The organism is Streptomyces sp. NPDC001156 (assembly GCF_053598275.1).
Genome location: NZ_JBSFJX010000047.1, coordinates 1 through 18,170, shown reverse-complemented (window position 1 = coordinate 18,170; position 18,170 = coordinate 1). Strand labels below are relative to the sequence as shown.

Genomic DNA, 18,170 nt, shown 5'->3' with positions numbered 1-18,170 from the left:
AGGCTCGACAACCGGCCCCTGCCCGACCCCACGGTCGGCTGAACCGATGGGTGCCGATCGCGTCTTCGCGTACGGCGCCACCGCCGGCCTCCTCGGTGACCACCTGATCGGCGATCCACGCCGCGGGCATCCGGTCGCCGCGTTCGGGCGGGCCGCGGGTGCCGTGGAGCGGTTGCTGTGGCGGGACCACCGCGGGTGGGGCGCACTGCACACCGCCGTCTGCGTCGGCGGTGCGGTCTCGCTCGCCGCGCTCACCGCCTCCGCCGTCCGGCCTTCGCGCGCCGCCTCCGTCGCCCTGACCGCCGCGGCCACTTGGGCCGTCGTCGGGGGGACTTCGCTCGCCCGGGAGGCCCGGAGCGTCGGGCGTGCCCTGGAGGCGGGGGACGTGGAGGGCGCCCGCACTCGGCTGCCCCACCTGTGTGGGCGTGACCCGCAGGCGCTCGACCCCGCCGGGATCGCGCGTGCCGTGGTCGAGTCCGTCGCCGAGAACACCTCGGACGCCGTGGTGGGCGCGCTGGTGTGGGGGGCCGTGGGCGGGGTGCCGGGGCTCGTGGGCTTCCGGGCCGTCAACACCCTCGACGCCATGGTCGGTCACAAATCGCCCCGTTACCGGCGCTACGGGTGGGCCTCGGCGCGCCTCGACGACCTCGTTGGGTGGCCCGGGGCACGCCTGACCGCCGCCCTCGCGGCCGCCTCGGGTCCCCGACCGCGGGCAGCCGTGCACGCCTGGCGCACGGACGCAGCCCAGCACCCGAGCCCCAACGCCGGGCCCGTGGAGGCCTCGTTCGCGGGGGCGCTCGGGGTGCGGCTGGGCGGGACCCTCTCGTACGGGGGACGCGTCGAGCACCGGCCGGTGCTGAACGGCGCGGGGCGCGCGGTCCAGGCCGGCGACATCGAACGCGCCGTACGGCTCTCCCGGCGCGTGACCCTGCTCGCGCTCGGCGCCACCGTCGCCGGACGGTTGCTCACCCGGACGATGCTCACGAAGGGACGTACGTCATGAACGGCGGTCTCCTCGTCGCCGGCACCACCTCCGACGCCGGCAAGAGCGTCGTCACCGCGGGGATCTGCCGCTGGCTGGCCCGGCAGGGCGTCAAGGTCGCGCCCTTCAAGGCGCAGAACATGTCGCTCAACTCCTTCGTCACGCGCGAGGGCGCGGAGATCGGACGGGCGCAGGCGATGCAGGCGCAGGCGTGCCGCATCGAGCCGAGCGCGCTGATGAACCCGGTCCTGCTCAAGCCCGGGGGCGAGCAGAGCAGTCAGGTGGTGCTGCTGGGGAAGCCGGTCGGCGAGCTCAGCGCCCGCGGGTATCACGGCGGCCGGCAGCAGCGGCTCCTCGGCACCGTCCTCGACTGTCTCGCCCAGTTGCGGGGCACGTATGACGCGGTGATCTGTGAGGGAGCGGGCAGTCCGGCCGAGATCAATCTGCGGCGGACCGACATCGTGAACATGGGGATCGCGCGAGGCGCGCGGCTGCCCGTTCTGGTCGTGGGCGACATCGACCGCGGCGGTGTCTTCGCCTCCTTCTTCGGCACCGTGGCCCTGCTCTCGCGTGAGGACCAGGAACTCGTCGCCGGATTCATGGTGAACAAGTTCCGGGGCGACGTCTCCCTGCTGGAGCCGGGCCTGGACATGCTGCACGGGCTCACCGGGCGGCACACCTACGGCGTGCTGCCGTACCGGCACGGGCTCGGCATCGACGAGGAGGACGGCCTGCGGGTGTCGTTGCGCGGCACCGTCCGCGAGTCCACGGTCGCCCCGCCGCACGGCGAGGACGTGCTGCGGGTCGCCGTCTGCGCGATCCCGCTCATGTCCAACTTCACCGACGTGGACGCGCTGGCCGCCGAACCGGGCGTCGTCGTGCGGTTCGTGGACCGGCCGGAGGAACTGGCGGACGCGGACCTGGCGGTGGTCCCGGGCACGCGCGGGACCGTACGGGCACTGGAGTGGCTGCGCGAGCGGGGCCTCGCCGACGCGCTGGTCCGCAGGGCCGCCGAACGGCGCCCGATCCTGGGCATCTGCGGCGGCTTCCAGATCCTCGGCGAGCACATCGAGGACGACGTCGAGAGCCGCCTGGGGCAGGTGGACGGGCTCGGGGTGCTGCCCGTGCGGGTGCGGTTCGCCCGCGAGAAGACCCTGACCCGGCCGGCCGGCGAGGCGCTCGGTGAGCGCGTCGAGGGCTACGAGATCCACCACGGCGTCGCCGACGTGACGGGCGGTGAGCCCTTCCTGGACGGCTGCCGGGTCGGCCAGAGCTGGGGCACGCACTGGCACGGCTCCCTGGAGTCGGACGGTTTCCGGCGGGCGTTCCTGCGCGAGGTGGCGGCCGCCGCGGGCCGCCGGTTCGTACCGGCCGCCGACACGTCTTTCGCCGCGCTGCGCGAGGAGCAGCTCGACCGGCTCGGCGACCTGATCGAACAGCACGCGGACACGGACGCGCTGTGGCGGCTCATCGAGTCGGGCGCGCCGCAAGGACTGCCTTTCATTCCACCGGGAGCGCCCGCATGAGCACAGTGTTGTTGTTGTCGACCGCCGACACCGATCTGCTGGCGGCCCGTGCCTCCGGCGCGCCCTACCGGATCGGCAACCCGGCCCGGGTGGATGCCGCGGAGGAGCTTCCGGGTCTGATCGAGGGTGCGGACCTCGCCGTCGTACGGCTGCTGGGCGGCAAGCGCGCCTGGGAGGACGGTCTCGCCACACTCAAGGCCTCGGGCATCCCGACCGTGCTGCTCGGCGGAGAGGCCGTGCCGGACGCGGAGTTGATGGCCGAGTCGTCCGTGCCCGCCGGCGTGGTCGCCGAGGCCCTGACGTACCTGGTCGAGGGCGGCCCCGCCAACCTCACGGAGCTGGCCCGCTTCCTGTCCGACACCGTGCTGCTGACCGGTGAGGGTTTCACCGAGCCGCAGAAGATGCCCGAGTACGGCGTCCACGGGGAGCGCGTGTACGCCGAGGGCCGTCCCACGGTGGGCGTGCTCTTCTACCGCGCCCATGAACTCAGCGGGAACACCGCCTTCGTGGACACCCTCTGCGACGCGATCGAGAACCGCGGCGCCAACGCCCTCCCGGTGTACTGCGGTTCGCTGCGCGGCGCCGATGCGGGCCTGTACGAGCTGCTGTCGAAGACGGACGCGCTCGTGGCCACCGTGCTCGCCGCGGGCGGTACGCACGCCTCTCAGGCGTCGGCGGGCGGCGACGAGGAGGCCTGGGACATCGGGGCACTGGCCGACCTGGACGTTCCCGTGCTGCAGGGCCTGTGCCTGACCTCCTCGCGCGCCGCGTGGGACGCGTCCGACGCCGCCCTCTCCCCCATGGACGCGGCGATGCAGGTGGCGATCCCGGAGTTCGACGGCCGCCTCGTCACGGTCCCCTTCTCCTTCAAGGAGAACGGTCCGGACGATGTGCCAGTGTATGCCGCCGACCCGGAGCGCGCCGCGCGCGTCGCCGGAATCGCCGTACGGCACGCCCGGCTGAAGCACAAGCCGAACGCCGAGAAGAAACTCGCGCTCGTCTTCACCGCCTACCCGACCAAGCACTCGCGGGTCGGCAACGCGGTCGGCCTGGACACGCCCGCGTCGGCCGTACGCGTGCTGGACGCGCTCCGGGACGCCGGATACGGCCTCACCGAGTACCCGGCGGGCGGCGACGAGCTGATCCACCGGCTCATCGAAGCCGGCGGACACGACGTGGAATGGCTGACCGAGGACCAGCTGGCCGCCGCACCCGCTCGGGTGCCGCTCGCCGACTACCGGGCGTGGTTCGACCGGCTCGACCCCGGACTGCGGGAGGCGATGCTCCAGGCGTGGGGCGAGCCGCCGGGTTCGCTGTACGTCGACGGCGACGACATCGTCCTCGCCTCCCTCCGGTTCGGGAACGTCGTGGTGATGATCCAGCCGCCGCGCGGCTTCGGCGAGAACCCGATCGCGATCTACCACGACCCCGACATGCCGCCGTCGCACCACTACATGGCGGCGTACAGGTGGCTGGAGAACTCGTTCGGCGCCGACGCGATCGTCCACATGGGCAAGCACGGCACCATGGAGTGGCTGCCGGGCAAGGGCCTGGGCCTCTCGCGCGGGTGCGCGCCGGACGCCGTCCTCGGCGAGCTGCCGCTGATCTACCCGTTCATCGTCAACGACCCCGGCGAGGGCACCCAGGCCAAGCGCCGCGGCCACGCCACGGTCGTCGACCACCTCGTACCGCCGATGGCCCGCGCCGACACCTACGGCGACCTGGCCAAGCTGGAGCAGCTGCTCGATGAGTACGCGCTCGTCTCCGACCTGGACCCGGCCAAGGCGCCCGCCGTACGCGCCCAGATCTGGACCCTGGTCAAGGCCGCTGAGCTGCACCACGACCTGCACGTGGACGAGCAGCCGGAGGACGGCGCCTTCGACGAGTTCGTCATGCACATCGACGGCTATCTCTGCGAGATCAAGGATGTGCAGATCCGCGACGGTCTGCACATTCTGGGCGGCGGGCCGGTCGGCGAGCCCCGGGTGAACCTCGTGCTCGCCGTGCTGCGCGCCTCGCAGGTGTGGGGCGGCCAGGCGAACGCCCTGCCGGGGCTGCGGGCCTCGCTCGCCGCTCATTTCGGCCTGGTGGAGAAGGAGTTGCTGGCCGAGCCCGGCGCGCCGGTGAAGGTGCCGGTGGAGCTGACCGACCTGGTCGAGGGCCCGTCCCGTACCGCCGCCGACGCGATCGACCTGCTGGAGCAGCTGTGCCGGCGGATCGCGGAGGGCATGGAGGAGCGCGGCTGGGCGGCAGGCGCGAGCGCGGCTCTGGTCCGGGAGGTGCTCGGCGGCGAACTCCCCGACGCCGTCGCCGTGCTGGACTTCGCCTGCACCGAGGTGGTGCCGCGGCTCGCCCGCACCACCGACGAGATCGGCCACATCCTCAGGGCGCTGAACGGCGGTTATGTGCCGGCGGGCCCGTCCGGCTCCCCCACTCGGGGGCTGGTCAACGTCCTGCCGACCGGCCGCAACTTCTACTCCGTCGATCCCAAGGCGATTCCCTCACGGCTGAGCTGGGAGGTCGGCCAGTCGCTCGCCGACTCCCTCGTCGACCGCTATCTGCAGGACACCGGCGAGTACCCGAAGTCCGTCGGGCTGACGGTCTGGGGCACGTCCGCCATGCGCACCCAGGGCGACGACATCGCCGAGATCCTGGCTCTCCTCGGCTGCCGCCCGGTCTGGGACGACGCCTCCCGCCGGGTGACCGGTTTCGAGGTGGTCCCGCTCGAGGAGCTGGGCCGGCCGCGCATCGACGTCACGGTCCGTATCTCGGGCTTCTTCCGGGACGCGTTCCCGCACGTCGTCGGGCTCATCGACGACGCCGTACGCGCCGTCGCCGAACTGGACGAGCCCGCCGAGCGGAACTTCGTCCGGGCCCATGCCGACGAGGACACCGCCGTCCACGGCGACCGGCGGCGCGCGACCGCCCGTGTCTTCGGCTCCAAGCCGGGCGCGTACGGCGCCGGTCTGCTGCCGCTGATCGACGCGCGCAACTGGCGCTCGGACGCCGACCTCGCCGAGGTGTACGCGGTGTGGGGCGGCTACGCGTACGGCCGCGGGCTCGACGGGCGGGCGGCGCGCGGGGACATGGAGACGGCGTTCCGGCGGATCGCCGTCGCGGCCAAGAACGTCGACACCCGTGAGCACGACCTGGTGGACGCCGACGACTACTTCCAGTACCACGGCGGCATGGTCGCCATGGTGCGGCATCTGACGGGGCAGAGCCCCGAGGCGTACGTCGGCGACAGCGCCGTGCCGGACCAGGTCAAGACCCGCACCCTCGGCGAGGAGACGCACCGGGTCTTCCGTGCCCGCGTGGTCAACCCGCGCTGGATGGCCGCCATGCGACGGCACGGCTACAAGGGCGCCTTCGAGATGGCGGCGACCGTGGACTACCTGTTCGGCTACGACGCGACGGCCGGGGTCGTCGACGACTGGATGTACGAGAAGCTCAGCGCGGAGTACGTCTTCGACGCCGAGAACCGGGACTTCATGAAGAAGTCCAACCCCTGGGCGCTGCGGGGCATCACCGAGCGCCTGCTGGAGGCCGCCGACCGCGGCCTGTGGGCGGAGCCGGACGCGGACACGCTGGAGCGGCTGCGCGCCACCTACCTGGCGCTCGAGGGCGACCTGGAGGGCGACGACAAGTGAGTACCCCGTTTCCGTTCACGGCCGTCGTCGGCCAGGACGATCTACGGCTCGCACTGCTGCTGAACGCCGTGTCACCGGCGGTCGGCGGTGTGCTGGTGCGCGGTGAGAAGGGCACCGCCAAGTCCACGGCGGTACGCGCCCTTTCGGCGCTGCTGCCGGCGGTGGACGTGGTCGCCGGGTGCCGTTTCTCCTGCGCTCCCGCGGCGCCGGACCCGGACTGCCCGGACGGTCCGCACGAGGCCGGCACCAGTACCCAGCGGCCCGCGCGCATGGTGGAGCTGCCGGTCGGCGCCTCCGAGGACCGGCTCGTGGGCGCCCTCGACATCGAGCGGGCGCTGGCCGAGGGCGTGAAGGCCTTCGAGCCGGGTCTGCTGGCCGACGCGCACCGCGGGATCCTGTACGTCGACGAGGTCAACCTCCTCCACGACCACCTGGTCGACCTGCTGCTCGACGCCGCCGCGATGGGTGCCTCGTACGTTGAGCGCGAGGGCGTCTCCGTCCGGCACGCCGCCCGCTTCCTGCTCGTCGGCACCATGAACCCGGAGGAGGGCGAGCTGCGGCCGCAGCTGCTCGACCGGTTCGGGCTGACCGTCGAGGTGGCGGCCTCGCGGGAACCGGAACAGCGGGTGGAGGTCGTCCGGCGGCGCCTGGCGTACGACGACGACCCCGCCGGCTTCACCGCCCGCTGGGCTCAGGAGGAGACCGCCGTACGGGCGCGGATCGTGGCGGCGCGTGAGCTGCTGCCGTCGGTGCGGCTCGGCGACGGGGCGCTCAGGCAGATCGCCGCGACCTGCGCCGCCTTCGAGGTGGACGGTATGCGGGCCGACATCGTGATGGCGCGTACCGCCACCGCGCTGGCCGCATGGGCCGGGCGGACCGACGTGCTCGCCGAGGACGTACGGCAGGCCGCTCTGCTCGCGCTGCCGCACCGGCGGCGGCGGAACCCGTTCGACGCGCCGGGGCTGGACGAGAACAAACTGGACGAGACCCTGGAGCAGTTCGGCGGCCCGGACGACGATCCGGATCCCGGCCCGGACGGGCCCGACGGGGGCGGGCAGCCACCGCAGGCCGACGGCGGCCCGCAGGACGGTGACACGGGCGCCCGGCCCGACACCGGGGACGGCGACGGCGACGCGCAGCCGCAGGCCTCCGGCGCCGGCGAGCAGGCTCCCGTGTCTGCCGCCGAGCCCTTCCGTACGAAGGTGCTGAGCGTGCCCGGCATCGGCGACGGTGCCGCCGGGCGGCGCTCGCGGGCGCGGACCGAACACGGGCGGACGACCGGGGCCCGGCGGCCCCGGGGAACCCTCACCAAGCTGCACCTGGCGGCGACCGTGCAGGCCGCCGCGCCCCATCAGCGGGCGCGCGGCAGGTCGGGGCCGGGCCTCGTGGTGCGGCGGGACGACCTGCGGCAGGCGACGCGCGAGGGCCGTGAGGGCAACCTCGTGCTGTTCGTGGTCGACGCCTCCGGGTCCATGGCCGCGCGGCAGCGGATGAGCGCCGTGAAGGGCGCCGTGCTGTCGCTGCTCCTGGACGCCTACCAGCGACGGGACAAGGTGGGGCTGGTGACCTTCCGGGGCAAGGACGCCGAGGTCGCGTTGCCGCCGACCTCATCGGTGGACACGGCGGCGACGCGGCTCCAGTCGCTGCCGACGGGCGGACGCACGCCCCTCGCGGCCGGACTGCTCAAGGCGCACGAGGTGCTGCGGGTGGAGCGGCTGCGGGATCCGGCGCGGCGGGCGCTCGTCGTGGTCGTGACCGACGGACGGGCCACCGGCGGCCCCGAGCCGGTCGCACTGGCGGGACGTGCGGCACGGCTGTTCGCGGCCGGGCAGGTGGCGTCCGTGGTCGTGGACTGCGAGTCGGGTCCGGTGCGGCTCGGGCTGGCCGGGCAGCTCGCGGGTGAGCTGGGCGGTGCGGCCGTCACGCTGGACGAGCTGCGGGCCGACTCGATCGCCGGTCTGGTCAGGGACGTGCAGGGGACTTCTTCGAGGAGGGCCGCGTAATGCCGCAGGGACAGCCGAGTGTGGTGCCGGACGACGGGCTGACGACCCGGCAGCGGCGCAACCGGCCGCTGGTCGTCGTCCACACGGGCATCGGCAAGGGCAAGTCGACCGCCGCGTTCGGTCTCGCGCTGCGCGCCTGGAACCAGGGGTGGCCGATCGGGGTGTTCCAGTTCGTCAAGTCGGCCAAGTGGAAGGTCGGCGAGGAGAACGCGCTGCGCGTGCTCGGCGCCTCCGGGCAGGGCGGGACCGTCGACTGGCACAAGATGGGCGAGGGCTGGTCGTGGGTCCAGCGGGATGCCCAGATGGACAACGAGGAGAAGGCCCGGGAGGGCTGGGAGCAGGTCAAGCGGGACCTGGCGGCCGAGACGTACACGCTCTACGTGCTGGACGAGTTCGCATACCCGATGCACTGGGGGTGGGTGGACACGGACGAGGTCGTGGAGGTGCTGCGGAACCGGCCCGGAACCCAGCATGTGGTGATCACCGGGCGGAACGCGCCCGAGAAGCTGGTGGACTTCGCGGATCTCGTGACCGACATGTCCAAGGTCAAGCACCCCATGGACGCGGGGCAGAAGGGCCAGAAGGGCATCGAGTGGTGAGGTCCGTCCCCCGGCTGGTCATTGCCGCGCCGGCGTCCGGCAGCGGCAAGACCACCGTCGCCACGGGGCTGATGGCCGCGTTCGCCGCGCGGGGGCTCGCCGTGTCCCCGCACAAGGTCGGGCCGGACTACATCGACCCCGGGTACCACGCGCTCGCGACCGAGCAGGTGGGGCGCAATCTGGACGCTTACCTGTGCGGGCCGGAGCTGATCGCTCCGCTGTTTCTGCACGGGGCGCGGGGGTGCGATCTCGCCGTCGTCGAGGGCGTGATGGGGCTCTACGACGGGGCCGCGGGCGAGGGGGAACTGGCCTCCACGGCGCAGGTGGCCAAGCTGCTCGGCGCACCGGTCGTGCTGGTGGTCGACGCGTCGTCGCAGTCACGGTCGGTGGCGGCCCTGGTGCACGGCTTCGCGTCCTGGGACCCGCAGGTGCGGATCGGGGGCGTGATCCTGAACAAGGTGGCCTCGGACCGTCATGAGGAACTGCTGCGCGACGCCTTGGAGTCGGCCGGGGTGCCGGTGCTGGGGGTGCTGCGGCGGGTTCCCCAGGTGGACACGCCGTCGCGTCACCTGGGGCTGGTGCCGGTCGCCGAGCGCCGGGCGGAGGCGATGGAGGCCGTCACCGCCATGGCCGCGCAGGTGCGCGACGGGTGCGATCTTCAGGCGCTGCTGGGGCTGGCGCGGAGTGCGGGGGCGTTGCCCGGCGAGGCCTGGGAGCCCCCGGTCGCCCCGGCGGGTGCTCGCGAGGTGGTCGCCGTCGCCGGCGGCCCCGCCTTCACCTTCTCCTACGCCGAGAACGCCGAACTGCTGGCCGCCGCCGGAGCCGAAGTCGTCACCTTCGACCCCCTGCACGACGAGCAACTGCCCGACGGCACGCGCGGCTTGGTCATCGGCGGCGGTTTCCCGGAGGTGTACGCGTCCGAGCTCTCGGCCAACGAACGACTCCGTAAGGCGGTCGCCGGACTCGCACTGAGCGGGGCTCCCGTCGCCGCCGAGTGTGCCGGGCTGCTGTACCTGTGCCGGGAGCTGGACGGGCAGCCGATGTGCGGGGTTCTCGACGCGAACGCCCGGATGAGCGAACGGCTCACTCTCGGCTATCGGGACGCCGTGGCGGTGAGCGACAGTGTCCTCGCCGCGGCCGGGACCCGGATACGGGGGCACGAGTTCCACCGGTCCGTGGTCGAGCCCGGCGCGGGGGCGGCTCCCGCGTGGGGGGTGCGCGCCCGTCGGCCGCGTGTCGAGGGTTTCGTACAACAAGGTGTGCACGCCAGTTATCTGCACACGCACTGGGCCGCCGAGCCCGGTGTCGCCCGTCGGTTCGTGGAGAGGTGCCGGACGTCATGAGCAGCAGGCTGATCGGAGTCGGGGTGGGCCCCGGCGACCCCGAGCTGGTGACCGTCAAGGGCGTCAACGCGCTGCGCGCCGCCGATGTCGTCGTCGTGCCCGTCATGGCCGGACCCGAGGGGAAGGACGGCGGGGAGCGGGGGCGCGCCGAGGCGACGGTGCTGCACTACGTGCCCGAGGAGAAGGTCGTGCGTGTGGTGTTCGCGCTCAACGAGCGCAGCGACCGCGCCCGGCGGGAGGCGGCCTGGGACGCGGCAGGCGAAGGTGTGGCCCGGCTCCTCGAGCGCTGCTCCGCCGTCGCCTTCGCCACCATTGGCGACCCCAACGTGTACTCGACGTTCACCTACCTCGCCCAGACCATCCAGGAGCTCCTGCCGGGCACCGTCGTCGAGACCGTTCCCGGCATCACCGCCATGCAGGACCTCGCGGCGCGGTCGGGGGCCGTGCTGACCGAGGGCACCGAGCCGCTCACGCTGGTGCCGGTGACCGCCGGGTCCACCGTGCTCAAGGACGCGCTCGGCGGGCCCGGCACGGTCGTCGCCTACAAGTTCGGGCGGCAGGCGCACGAGGTCGCCGAGGCGCTGCGGGAGACCGGGCGGCTCGAGGGCGCGGTGTGGGGATCCGGGCTCGGGCTGTCCGAGGAGTCCATCCGGCCGGCCGCCGATCTCGACGGCGGTCCGCTGCCCTACCTGTCCACCCTCATCGCGCCGGCCCGGCGCGACGGGACCCGTGGCGGCAAACTGTGACCGGCGGTGGATCAGTGGGCGAGGCCCACCACCAGCCAGATGAACGCCGCGCCCGCGATCGTGCACAGCAGGGTCGAGCGGGCGGGGTGGACGTGGTGCGCCTCCGGGAGGATCTCGGCGGCGGCGAGGTAGAGCAGCGCTCCGCCGAAGAGACCGAGATAGCCACCGAGGGCTCGCTCGGGAATCGTGAAGGCCAGCGTGCAGGCGGCGCCGACGACGGGTGCCGCCGCGTCCGCGACGAGCATCGCGATGGCCTTGCGGCGCGCGTTCCCGTACAGGCTCGTGAGCGTGTACGTGTTGAAGCCGTCCGCGAAGTCGTGCGCGACGACCGCGACCGCGACCGCCGCTCCCATGCCGCTGCCCACCTGGAACGCGGCACCGATCGCCATGCCGTCCATGGCACTGTGCCCGACCATCGCCGCGGCCGCCGTCAGGCCCACCTCGGGCGCCCGGTCGTCGCGGCGCGGCGGGGGCGCGCCGGTGTTGAGCGGTGGGACACCTGGGGGCCCGAAGGACTGAGCGTGGTCGGCCGCATGACACCGGCTGACGGGCTCCGGAGGCGGAGCCAGGGAAACCAGCTCGTCCGCACCGTGCGCGGCGCGGCGCGCGGCCAGCAGGCGCTCCACCAGGTGGGCCAGCAGGAAACCGGCCACGAAGAGCAGCAGGGCGGCGGGGACGCCGAACACCTCGCCGCCCGCGGCACGCAGGGCCTCCGGCAGCAGATCCAGGCCGACCACGCCGAGCATCAGCCCGCCGGCCAGGCCGAGGACGAGATGGCGGCGGTCGGTCACCCGCTGTGCCGTCCAGCCGCCTGCCAGCGTCATCAGGAACGCGCCGAGCGCGACGAAGACCGCCATATGACCTTGCTATCCGATCGATCCGGGTGCACACGAGACCGGCGGCCCTGTGCGCACCGGTGCCTCGTACTGCTCGAACTTTTCGCTGGAGGAAAGAATTCCATGGCCGATGCCATCACCGGAAAGGTGACCTTCGTCGGTGCCGGCCCCGGCGCCGCCGACCTGCTGACGTTCCGCGCCGCGCGCGCCATCGCCGAGGCCGACATCGTGATCTGGGCGGCCAGCCTGGTGCAGGCGGAGGTCCTCGAGCACGCCCGCGAGGGGGCCGAGATCCTCGACTCGGCGACCATGTCCCTGGAGGACGTCGTCGCGGTGTACGAGCGGGCCCATGCGCAGGGCCTGCGGGTCGCCCGCATCCACTCCGGAGATCCGGCCCTGTGGGGCGGCACCCAGGAACAGCTCGACCGGTGTGCGGGGATGGGGATCGAGACGGAAGTGGTACCCGGAGTCTCGTCCTTCTCGGCCGTCGCAGCGCTCGCGCAGCGGGAGCTGACGATCCCCGAGGTCGCGCAGTCCGTCGTCCTGACCCGGCTCGGCGGCGGCAAGACGCCGATGCCGCCCGGTGAGGAGGTGCGCGAGTTCGCCCGGCACGGCACCACCATGGCGATCTTCCTGTCGGCGGCGCGCAGCGGCCAGCTCGTGCGCGAGCTGCTGGAGGGCGGCTACCCGACCAGCACCCCGGTCGTGGTGGCCCACCAGGCGACCTGGCCCGAGGAGCTGGTCGTGAAGTGCACGATCGGCACGCTGGAGGAGACCGTCAAGGAGCACAAGCTCTGGAAGCACACGCTGTTCCTGGTGGGCCCGGCGCTCGACGCGCACGGCACCCGCTCGCACCTGTACCACCCGGGCCACTTCCACGGCTACCGCAAGGCCGACCCCGAGGCCCGCAGAGCCCTGCGCACGCGGGGTGCGAGCACGTGATCACCGTTGTCGGTACCGGCACGGGCGAGCCGCTTCCCGCCGGGGCGACGGCCGGCGCGGACCTCGTGGTCGGCGGACGGCGCCATCTGGAGGCCGCCCGGCTGCCGCAGGAGACCGAGCGGATCGTCCTCGGGCCGCTGGCTCCCGCGCTCGAGACGGTCGAGCGGTATCTCGACAAGGGGCGGCGGGTCATGGTGCTCGCTTCGGGCGATCCGGGGTTCTTCGGGATCGTCAGGGTGCTCGCCGAACGGTTCGGGCCTGAGCGGCTCGACGTGCGGCCGGGCGTGTCCTCGGTGGCGGCCGCGTTCGCGCGGATCGGGTTGCCGTGGGACGACGCGGTGGTGGTGAGCGCGCACGGGCGCGAGCTGCGTACGGCGGTGAACGTGTGCCGGGCGCGTCCGAAGGTCGCCGTGCTGACCGGGCCCGGCGCCGGTCCCGCCGAACTGGGGGCCGCGCTGGCCCGTGCCCGCACCGAGCGCGTCCTCGTGGTGGCCGGCGCACTCGGTGACCCGCGGAGCGAACAGGTGGAGCGGGTGACGCCGGAGCAGGCGGCGACGCGCGACTGGGGCACGGCGGTGAACGTGGTGCTGTGTCTCGACGCGTCGCGAGCGCCGGGACCGGTGCGCACGGTCGCCGGGGCGCCGTCCGGCCCGTCCGGGTGGGCCCTGGAGGAGGACGCGTTCGCGCACCGCGACTCGATGATCACCAAGTTCGAGGTGCGCGCCCTGGCGCTGGCCCGGCTGGGGCCCCGGCTCGGCGATCTGGTCTGGGACATCGGCGCGGGCTCCGGGTCGGTCGCCGTCGAGTGCGCCCGGCTCGGTGCGGCCGTGAGCGCCGTCGAGAAGACGCACGACGGGGTGGAGCGCATCCGCGCCAACGCCGCGGCGCACGGGGTGGACGTGCACGTCGTGCACGGGGCGGCGCCGGCCGCACTGGACGCTCTCGCCGATCCCGACGCGGTGTTCGTGGGCGGCGGCGGACGAGAGCTGCCCGCCGTCGTGACCGCGTGCGCGGCCCGCGCGCGGCGGACCGTGGTGGTCGCCATGGCCGCCCTTGACCGCGTACCGGCGGCGCGCGGGGCGCTCGTCGCGGCCGGGTTCTCCTGCGACGGCGTGCTGCTGCAGTCGTCGCGGCTCGCGCCGCTGCCGGGCGAGGTGACCCGGCTCGCGGCGGCCAACCCCGTTTTTCTGCTGTGGGGCAAGCGGCCTCCGGCGCGTAGCGAAGGAGTTGCTCTGTGATCGGCCTCATTTCCGCCACCGCGGCGGGCGCGGCTGCCCGGGACCGGCTGGCCGCGGCGTGGCCGGACCGCACGAGGGTGTACGACGGGCCCGTCGGCGAGGCCGTGCGGGCCGCCTTCGCGGAGTGCGAGCAGCTCGTGTGCTTCCTGGCCACGGGCGCCGTGGTACGGCTTGTCGCCCCGCTGCTGGGTGACAAGAGGTCCGACCCGGGGGTGGTGTGCGTCGACGAGGGCGGCCGTTTCGCGGTGTCGCTCGTGGGCGGCCATGCCGGAGGGGCCAACGAACTGGCCGGTGAGGTCGCCTCGTTGCTGGACGCCCGGCCCGTGGTGACGACCGCTACGGACTCCGTGGGTCTGAAGGGCCTGGACACGCTCGGCTTGCCTGCGGAGGGGGACGTCGCGGGGGTGTCGCGGGCGCTTCTGGACGGGGAGCCGGTCGCGTTGGATGCGGAGGTGGCCTGGCCGCTGCCGCCGCTGCGCGCCACCGCCGAGGGCCCGTACACGATCCGCGTCACGGACCGTACCGTCGAGCCGGCCGAGCGGGAGGTCGTCCTGCGGCCGCCCACCCTCGTCGTCGGCGTCGGCGCCTCCAAGGGCGCGCCCGCAGCCGAGGTCCTCGAGCTGATCGAGAGCACGCTGCGGGACGCGGGGCTCTGCGCGAAGTCGCTCGCCGAGCTCGCGACCGTCGACGCCAAAGCGGACGAGGCGGGGATCATCGAGGCCGCGGAGCGCCTCGGGGTGCCCGTGGTGACTTACTCCGCCGAGGAGTTGGCGAAGGTCGACGTGCCCAACCCCTCCGCCGCCCCGCTCGCCGCCGTCGGCACACCGTCCGTCGCGGAGGCCGCCGCGCTGGTACGGGGAGGCGAACTCCTCGTACCCAAGCGGAAGTCGGCCGCGAGTCCGGCGATGACCACCTGCGCCGTGGTACGCCGGCCGGCGCGCGGACGGCTCGCGGTCGTCGGGCTCGGGCCCGGCGCCCGGGACCTGCTGACGCCGCGCGCGAAGACGGAGTTGCGGCGCGCGTCGGTACTGGTCGGCCTCGACCAGTACGTCGACCAGATCCGTGATCTGCTGCCACCGGGCACCCGGATCCTGGAGTCGGGGCTCGGCGCGGAGGAGGAACGGGCGCGCACCGCGGTCGCCGAGGCACACAAGGGGCATGCCGTCGCGCTGATCGGCAGTGGGGACGCCGGTGTGTACGCGATGGCGTCGCCCGCGCTGGCCGAGGCGTCCGACGACATCGAGGTGGTCGGGGTGCCCGGTGTGACGGCCGCCCTCGCGGCAGGCGCGATCCTCGGCGCCCCGCTGGGCCACGACCATGTGTCGATCAGCCTCTCCGACCTGCACACCCCGTGGGAGGTGATCGAGCGACGGGTGCGGGCGGCGGCCGAGGCGGACCTCGTCGTGACCTTCTACAACCCGCGCAGCCGGGGCCGGGACTGGCAGCTGCCGAAGGCGCTCGCGATCCTCTCCGGGCACCGGGCACCGGCGACACCGGTCGGTGTCGTACGGAACGCGTCACGAAAGGACGAGTCCAGCCGTCTGACGACACTGGCCTCGCTGGACCCGGCGACCGTCGACATGATGACCGTCGTGACCGTGGGCAACACCGCGACCCGTGAGATCGCGGGGCGCATGGTGACGCCGCGCGGCTACCGCTGGCAGGACGACCGGCAGGAGGACGCCCAGTGAACCATGTGGTCCACCCGATCGAGCAGGAGTCCTTCCGGCGGCTGCGCACCCGGCTGGACACCTCGCACTTCCCTCCGCTGACCCGGGCCGTGGTGGAGCGGGTCATCCACTCCGCCGCCGACCTCGACTACGCGGACGATCTCGTCATGACCGAAGGCGAGCTCGCGACGGCGCACGCCGCGCTGCACGACGGAGCGCCGGTGGTCGTGGACGTCGAGATGGTCGCCGCCGGCATCACCCGGCGCCCGACGGTCTGCCGCCTCAAGGATGCCAAGTCCGGTCCGGGCCTGACGCGTTCGGCGCACGCGATCCGCCTCGCGTACGAGGACGTCGGCCCCGGGGCGCTCTGGGTGATCGGCTGCGCCCCGACCGCCCTGGAGGAGCTGCTGAAGCTGGACGCCTCGCCCGCGCTGGTGATCGGCCTTCCCGTCGGTTTCGTCGGCGCGGCCGAGTCCAAGGCGGCGCTGCGCGAGAGCGGACTGCCCGCCGTGAGCAACGTGTCCGAGAAGGGCGGTTCGGCGGTCGCCGCCGCCGCGCTCAACGCCCTGCTGTACCACCCCACTTCGAAGGAGACCCCGTGACCACCCCGCCGCCCGCCCTGCTCATCGCCGGCCACGGCACCCGGGACGAGGCCGGAGCCGAGGCGTTCCGCGACTTCGTGCGGGAGCTGGGGCGCCGCCACCCCGGGCTGCCCGTCGCGGGCGGCTTCATCGAGCTGTCGGCACCGCCGCTGGGCGAGGCGGTGACCGAGCTGGTGGAGCGGGGGGTACGGCGTTTCGCCGCCGTGCCGCTGATGCTGGTGTCCGCCGGTCACGCCAAGGGGGACATCCCCGCGGCGCTGACCCGGGAGAAGGAGCGCCACCCGGGGATCTCCTACACGTACGGACGTCCGCTGGGCCCGCATCCGGCGCTGCTGTCGGTACTGGAGCGGCGCCTGGACGAGGCACTCGGAGGCACCGGTCGCACGCCCGCCGACCGGGCCGATGTGACGGTGCTGCTGGTCGGCCGCGGCTCGACGGACCCGGACGCCAACGCCGAGGTGTACAAGGCGGCGCGGCTGCTGTGGGAGGGGCGCGGGTACGCGGGTGTCGAGACGGCGTTCGTCTCGCTGGCGGCGCCGGACGTGCCGAGCGGCCTGGACCGGTGCGCGCGGCTGGGCGCACGGCGGATCGTCGTCCTGCCCTACTTCCTGTTCACCGGCGTCCTGCCGGACCGGGTGCGGCAGCAGACCCAGGGCTGGGCCGCGGCGCACCCGGAGGTCGATGTGCGGTCGGCGGACGTCCTCGGTCCGGAGCCGGAGCTGCTCGACCTGGTGATGGAGCGGTACGAGGAGGCCCTGAAGGGCGATCTGCGGATGAACTGCGACTCGTGCGTGTACCGGATCGCGCTGCCGGGCTTCGAGGACAAGGTGGGTCTGCCGCAGCAGCCCCACTTCCACCCGGACGACGACGGCCACCACGAGCATGGACATCACCACCACCACGGTGGGCACACACACTCACATGCGCACTGAACACGACGGGCGGCAGCACGACCTGCGGCACCACGGGGACGCCGAGGTGCGTGACGGCGGTGCTTCGCTGACCGATCTCGCGGTGAACGTGCGCGCCGACACGCCCCCGGCATGGCTGCGCGAGGTGATCGCGGGGTCGCTGGGCGGACTCGCGGCCTATCCCGACGGGCGGGCCGCACGGGCTGCGGTGGCGGCGCGGCACGGACTGCCGGCCGAGCACGTCCTGCTCACGGCGGGCGCGGCCGAGGCCTTCGTGCTGCTGGCACGCGCCCTGAAGACGCGTCACCCGGTCGTGGTCCACCCGCAGTTCACGGAGCCCGAGGCGGCGCTGCGGGATGCCGGGCACGCGGTGGACCGGGTCCTGCTGCGGCAACGGGACGGCTTCCGGCTGGATGCGGCGCTGGTTCCGCAGGACGCGGACCTGGTGGTGCTCGGCAACCCGACGAACCCGACGTCGGTGCTGCACCCGGCCGCCGCGATCACCGAACTCGCGCGGCCCGGGCGGACCTTGGTGGTCGACGAGGCGTTCATGGACACGGTGCCGGGGGAACGGGAGGCGCTGGCGGGCCGGACCGATGTGCCCGGGCTCGTGGTCCTGCGCAGCCTCACCAAGACCTGGGGGCTTGCGGGCCTGCGCATCGGCTACGTCCTGGCGGCGCCGGAGACGATCGCCGAGTTGGAGCGGGCGCAACCCCTGTGGCCGGTGTCAACGCCCGCGCTCGTGGCGGCCGAGGCCTGTGTGTCGCCGAGGGCAGTGGCGGAGGCCGCGCATGCGGCGCACCGGGGTGCGGCGGACCGGGCACATCTGGTGGCGGGGCTGCGGGAGTTCGCCCCGGACGGGCTGTATGTGGCGGAACCTGCCGAGGCACCTTTCGTGCTGATCCGTCTGGAGCGGGCGGCCACGGTGCGCCGGCATCTGCGCGATCTCGGTTTCGCGGTGCGCCGCGGGGACACGTTCCCGGGCCTCGACGAGGAGTGGCTGCGGCTCGCCGTACGGGACCGGGTCACGCCTTCACCGTGCCCGACGAGGAGAAGACGGGGCTGCTCGCCGAGTGGAGCGCGCGGCTGCTGGCGGCCGAGGGGATCAACCACGTCGACGCC

14 protein-coding genes are annotated in these 18,170 nt (G+C 73.6%); 13 read left to right on the top strand and 1 reads right to left on the bottom strand.

Features of this window, described 5'->3' with window-relative positions; translation table 11 throughout:
• The first annotated feature begins 46 nt into the window (after nucleotides 1-46).
• Genes ACWDA7_RS22505 through cobI form a run of 7 tightly spaced genes read left to right on the top strand, consistent with a single transcriptional unit; the run spans nucleotide 47 to nucleotide 10,849 of the window.
• Complete coding sequence (locus ACWDA7_RS22505; protein ID WP_450606019.1) at nucleotides 47-1,003, top strand: cobalamin biosynthesis protein; 957 nt, start codon at nucleotides 47-49, stop codon at nucleotides 1,001-1,003.
• On the top strand, nucleotides 1,000-2,508 hold the full coding sequence (locus ACWDA7_RS22500) for a cobyric acid synthase (protein ID WP_450606018.1): 1,509 nt from the start codon (nucleotides 1,000-1,002) through the stop codon (nucleotides 2,506-2,508). The genes ACWDA7_RS22505 and ACWDA7_RS22500 overlap by 4 nt, the downstream gene beginning before the upstream one ends.
• Entirely contained in the window at nucleotides 2,505-6,158 is a 3,654-nt protein-coding gene (gene cobN / locus ACWDA7_RS22495; RefSeq protein WP_450606017.1) for a cobaltochelatase subunit CobN, read from the top strand. Before ACWDA7_RS22500 ends, cobN begins: the two co-directional genes overlap by 4 nt.
• Entirely contained in the window at nucleotides 6,155-8,161 is a 2,007-nt protein-coding gene (locus tag ACWDA7_RS22490) for a putative cobaltochelatase (protein WP_450606016.1), read from the top strand. Before cobN ends, ACWDA7_RS22490 begins: the two co-directional genes overlap by 4 nt.
• Nucleotides 8,161-8,760: a cob(I)yrinic acid a,c-diamide adenosyltransferase gene (gene cobO / locus ACWDA7_RS22485; RefSeq protein ID WP_359398822.1), complete on the top strand. Its 600-nt coding sequence runs from the start codon at nucleotides 8,161-8,163 to the stop codon at nucleotides 8,758-8,760. Before ACWDA7_RS22490 ends, cobO begins: the two co-directional genes overlap by 1 nt.
• Entirely contained in the window at nucleotides 8,754-10,103 is a 1,350-nt protein-coding gene (locus ACWDA7_RS22480; protein ID WP_450606015.1) for a cobyrinate a,c-diamide synthase, read from the top strand. The genes cobO and ACWDA7_RS22480 overlap by 7 nt, the downstream gene beginning before the upstream one ends.
• Nucleotides 10,100-10,849 carry a precorrin-2 C(20)-methyltransferase gene (gene cobI / locus ACWDA7_RS22475; RefSeq protein WP_450606014.1) on the top strand — a complete coding sequence of 250 codons (750 nt, stop codon included), beginning with the start codon at nucleotides 10,100-10,102 and terminating at the stop codon, nucleotides 10,847-10,849. Before ACWDA7_RS22480 ends, cobI begins: the two co-directional genes overlap by 4 nt.
• Nucleotides 10,850-10,860: 11 nt before the next feature.
• Here the strand turns inward: cobI and ACWDA7_RS22470 are convergent, their stop codons facing one another.
• Nucleotides 10,861-11,706: a ZIP family metal transporter gene (locus ACWDA7_RS22470; RefSeq protein WP_450606013.1), complete on the bottom strand. Its 846-nt coding sequence runs from the start codon at nucleotides 11,704-11,706 to the stop codon at nucleotides 10,861-10,863.
• Nucleotides 11,707-11,808: 102 nt separating this feature from the next.
• Between ACWDA7_RS22470 and cobM the strand changes: the two genes are divergently transcribed.
• The 6 genes from cobM to cobC form a co-directional block, all read left to right on the top strand.
• On the top strand, nucleotides 11,809-12,627 hold the full coding sequence (gene cobM, locus ACWDA7_RS22465; RefSeq protein WP_450606012.1) for a precorrin-4 C(11)-methyltransferase: 819 nt from the start codon (nucleotides 11,809-11,811) through the stop codon (nucleotides 12,625-12,627).
• A complete protein-coding gene (cbiE, locus tag ACWDA7_RS22460) occupies nucleotides 12,624-13,865 on the top strand; it encodes a precorrin-6y C5,15-methyltransferase (decarboxylating) subunit CbiE (protein WP_450606011.1) in 1,242 nt (413 codons plus the stop codon). The genes cobM and cbiE overlap by 4 nt, the downstream gene beginning before the upstream one ends.
• Nucleotides 13,862-15,556: a precorrin-3B C(17)-methyltransferase gene (cobJ, locus tag ACWDA7_RS22455; RefSeq protein ID WP_450606010.1), complete on the top strand. Its 1,695-nt coding sequence runs from the start codon at nucleotides 13,862-13,864 to the stop codon at nucleotides 15,554-15,556. Before cbiE ends, cobJ begins: the two co-directional genes overlap by 4 nt.
• Nucleotides 15,553-16,137 (top strand): precorrin-8X methylmutase, encoded by a 585-nt coding sequence (locus ACWDA7_RS22450; RefSeq protein WP_450606009.1) that lies wholly within the window; start codon nucleotides 15,553-15,555, stop codon nucleotides 16,135-16,137. The genes cobJ and ACWDA7_RS22450 overlap by 4 nt, the downstream gene beginning before the upstream one ends.
• Complete coding sequence (locus tag ACWDA7_RS22445; RefSeq protein WP_450606008.1) at nucleotides 16,134-17,069, top strand: sirohydrochlorin chelatase; 936 nt, start codon at nucleotides 16,134-16,136, stop codon at nucleotides 17,067-17,069. The genes ACWDA7_RS22450 and ACWDA7_RS22445 overlap by 4 nt, the downstream gene beginning before the upstream one ends.
• Nucleotides 17,059-18,170: Rv2231c family pyridoxal phosphate-dependent protein CobC (gene cobC / locus ACWDA7_RS22440; protein WP_450606007.1), on the top strand; the 1,112-nt coding region annotated here is incomplete at its 3' end. The genes ACWDA7_RS22445 and cobC, both read left to right, overlap by 11 nt.

Excerpts from the sequence above, each read along its gene's own strand:
- cobN (WP_450606017.1), top strand. The coding sequence starts at position 2,505 with ATGAGCACAGTGTTGTTGTTGTCGACCGCCGACACCGATCTGCTGGCG.
- ACWDA7_RS22500 (WP_450606018.1), top strand. The coding sequence starts at position 1,000 with ATGAACGGCGGTCTCCTCGTCGCCGGCACCACCTCCGACGCCGGCAAG.
- ACWDA7_RS22505 (WP_450606019.1), top strand. The coding sequence starts at position 47 with ATGGGTGCCGATCGCGTCTTCGCGTACGGCGCCACCGCCGGCCTCCTC.
- cobI (WP_450606014.1), top strand. The coding sequence starts at position 10,100 with ATGAGCAGCAGGCTGATCGGAGTCGGGGTGGGCCCCGGCGACCCCGAG.
- cobO (WP_359398822.1), top strand. The coding sequence starts at position 8,161 with ATGCCGCAGGGACAGCCGAGTGTGGTGCCGGACGACGGGCTGACGACC.
- ACWDA7_RS22470 (WP_450606013.1), bottom strand. The coding sequence starts at position 11,706 with ATGGCGGTCTTCGTCGCGCTCGGCGCGTTCCTGATGACGCTGGCAGGC.
- cobM (WP_450606012.1), top strand. The coding sequence starts at position 11,809 with ATGGCCGATGCCATCACCGGAAAGGTGACCTTCGTCGGTGCCGGCCCC.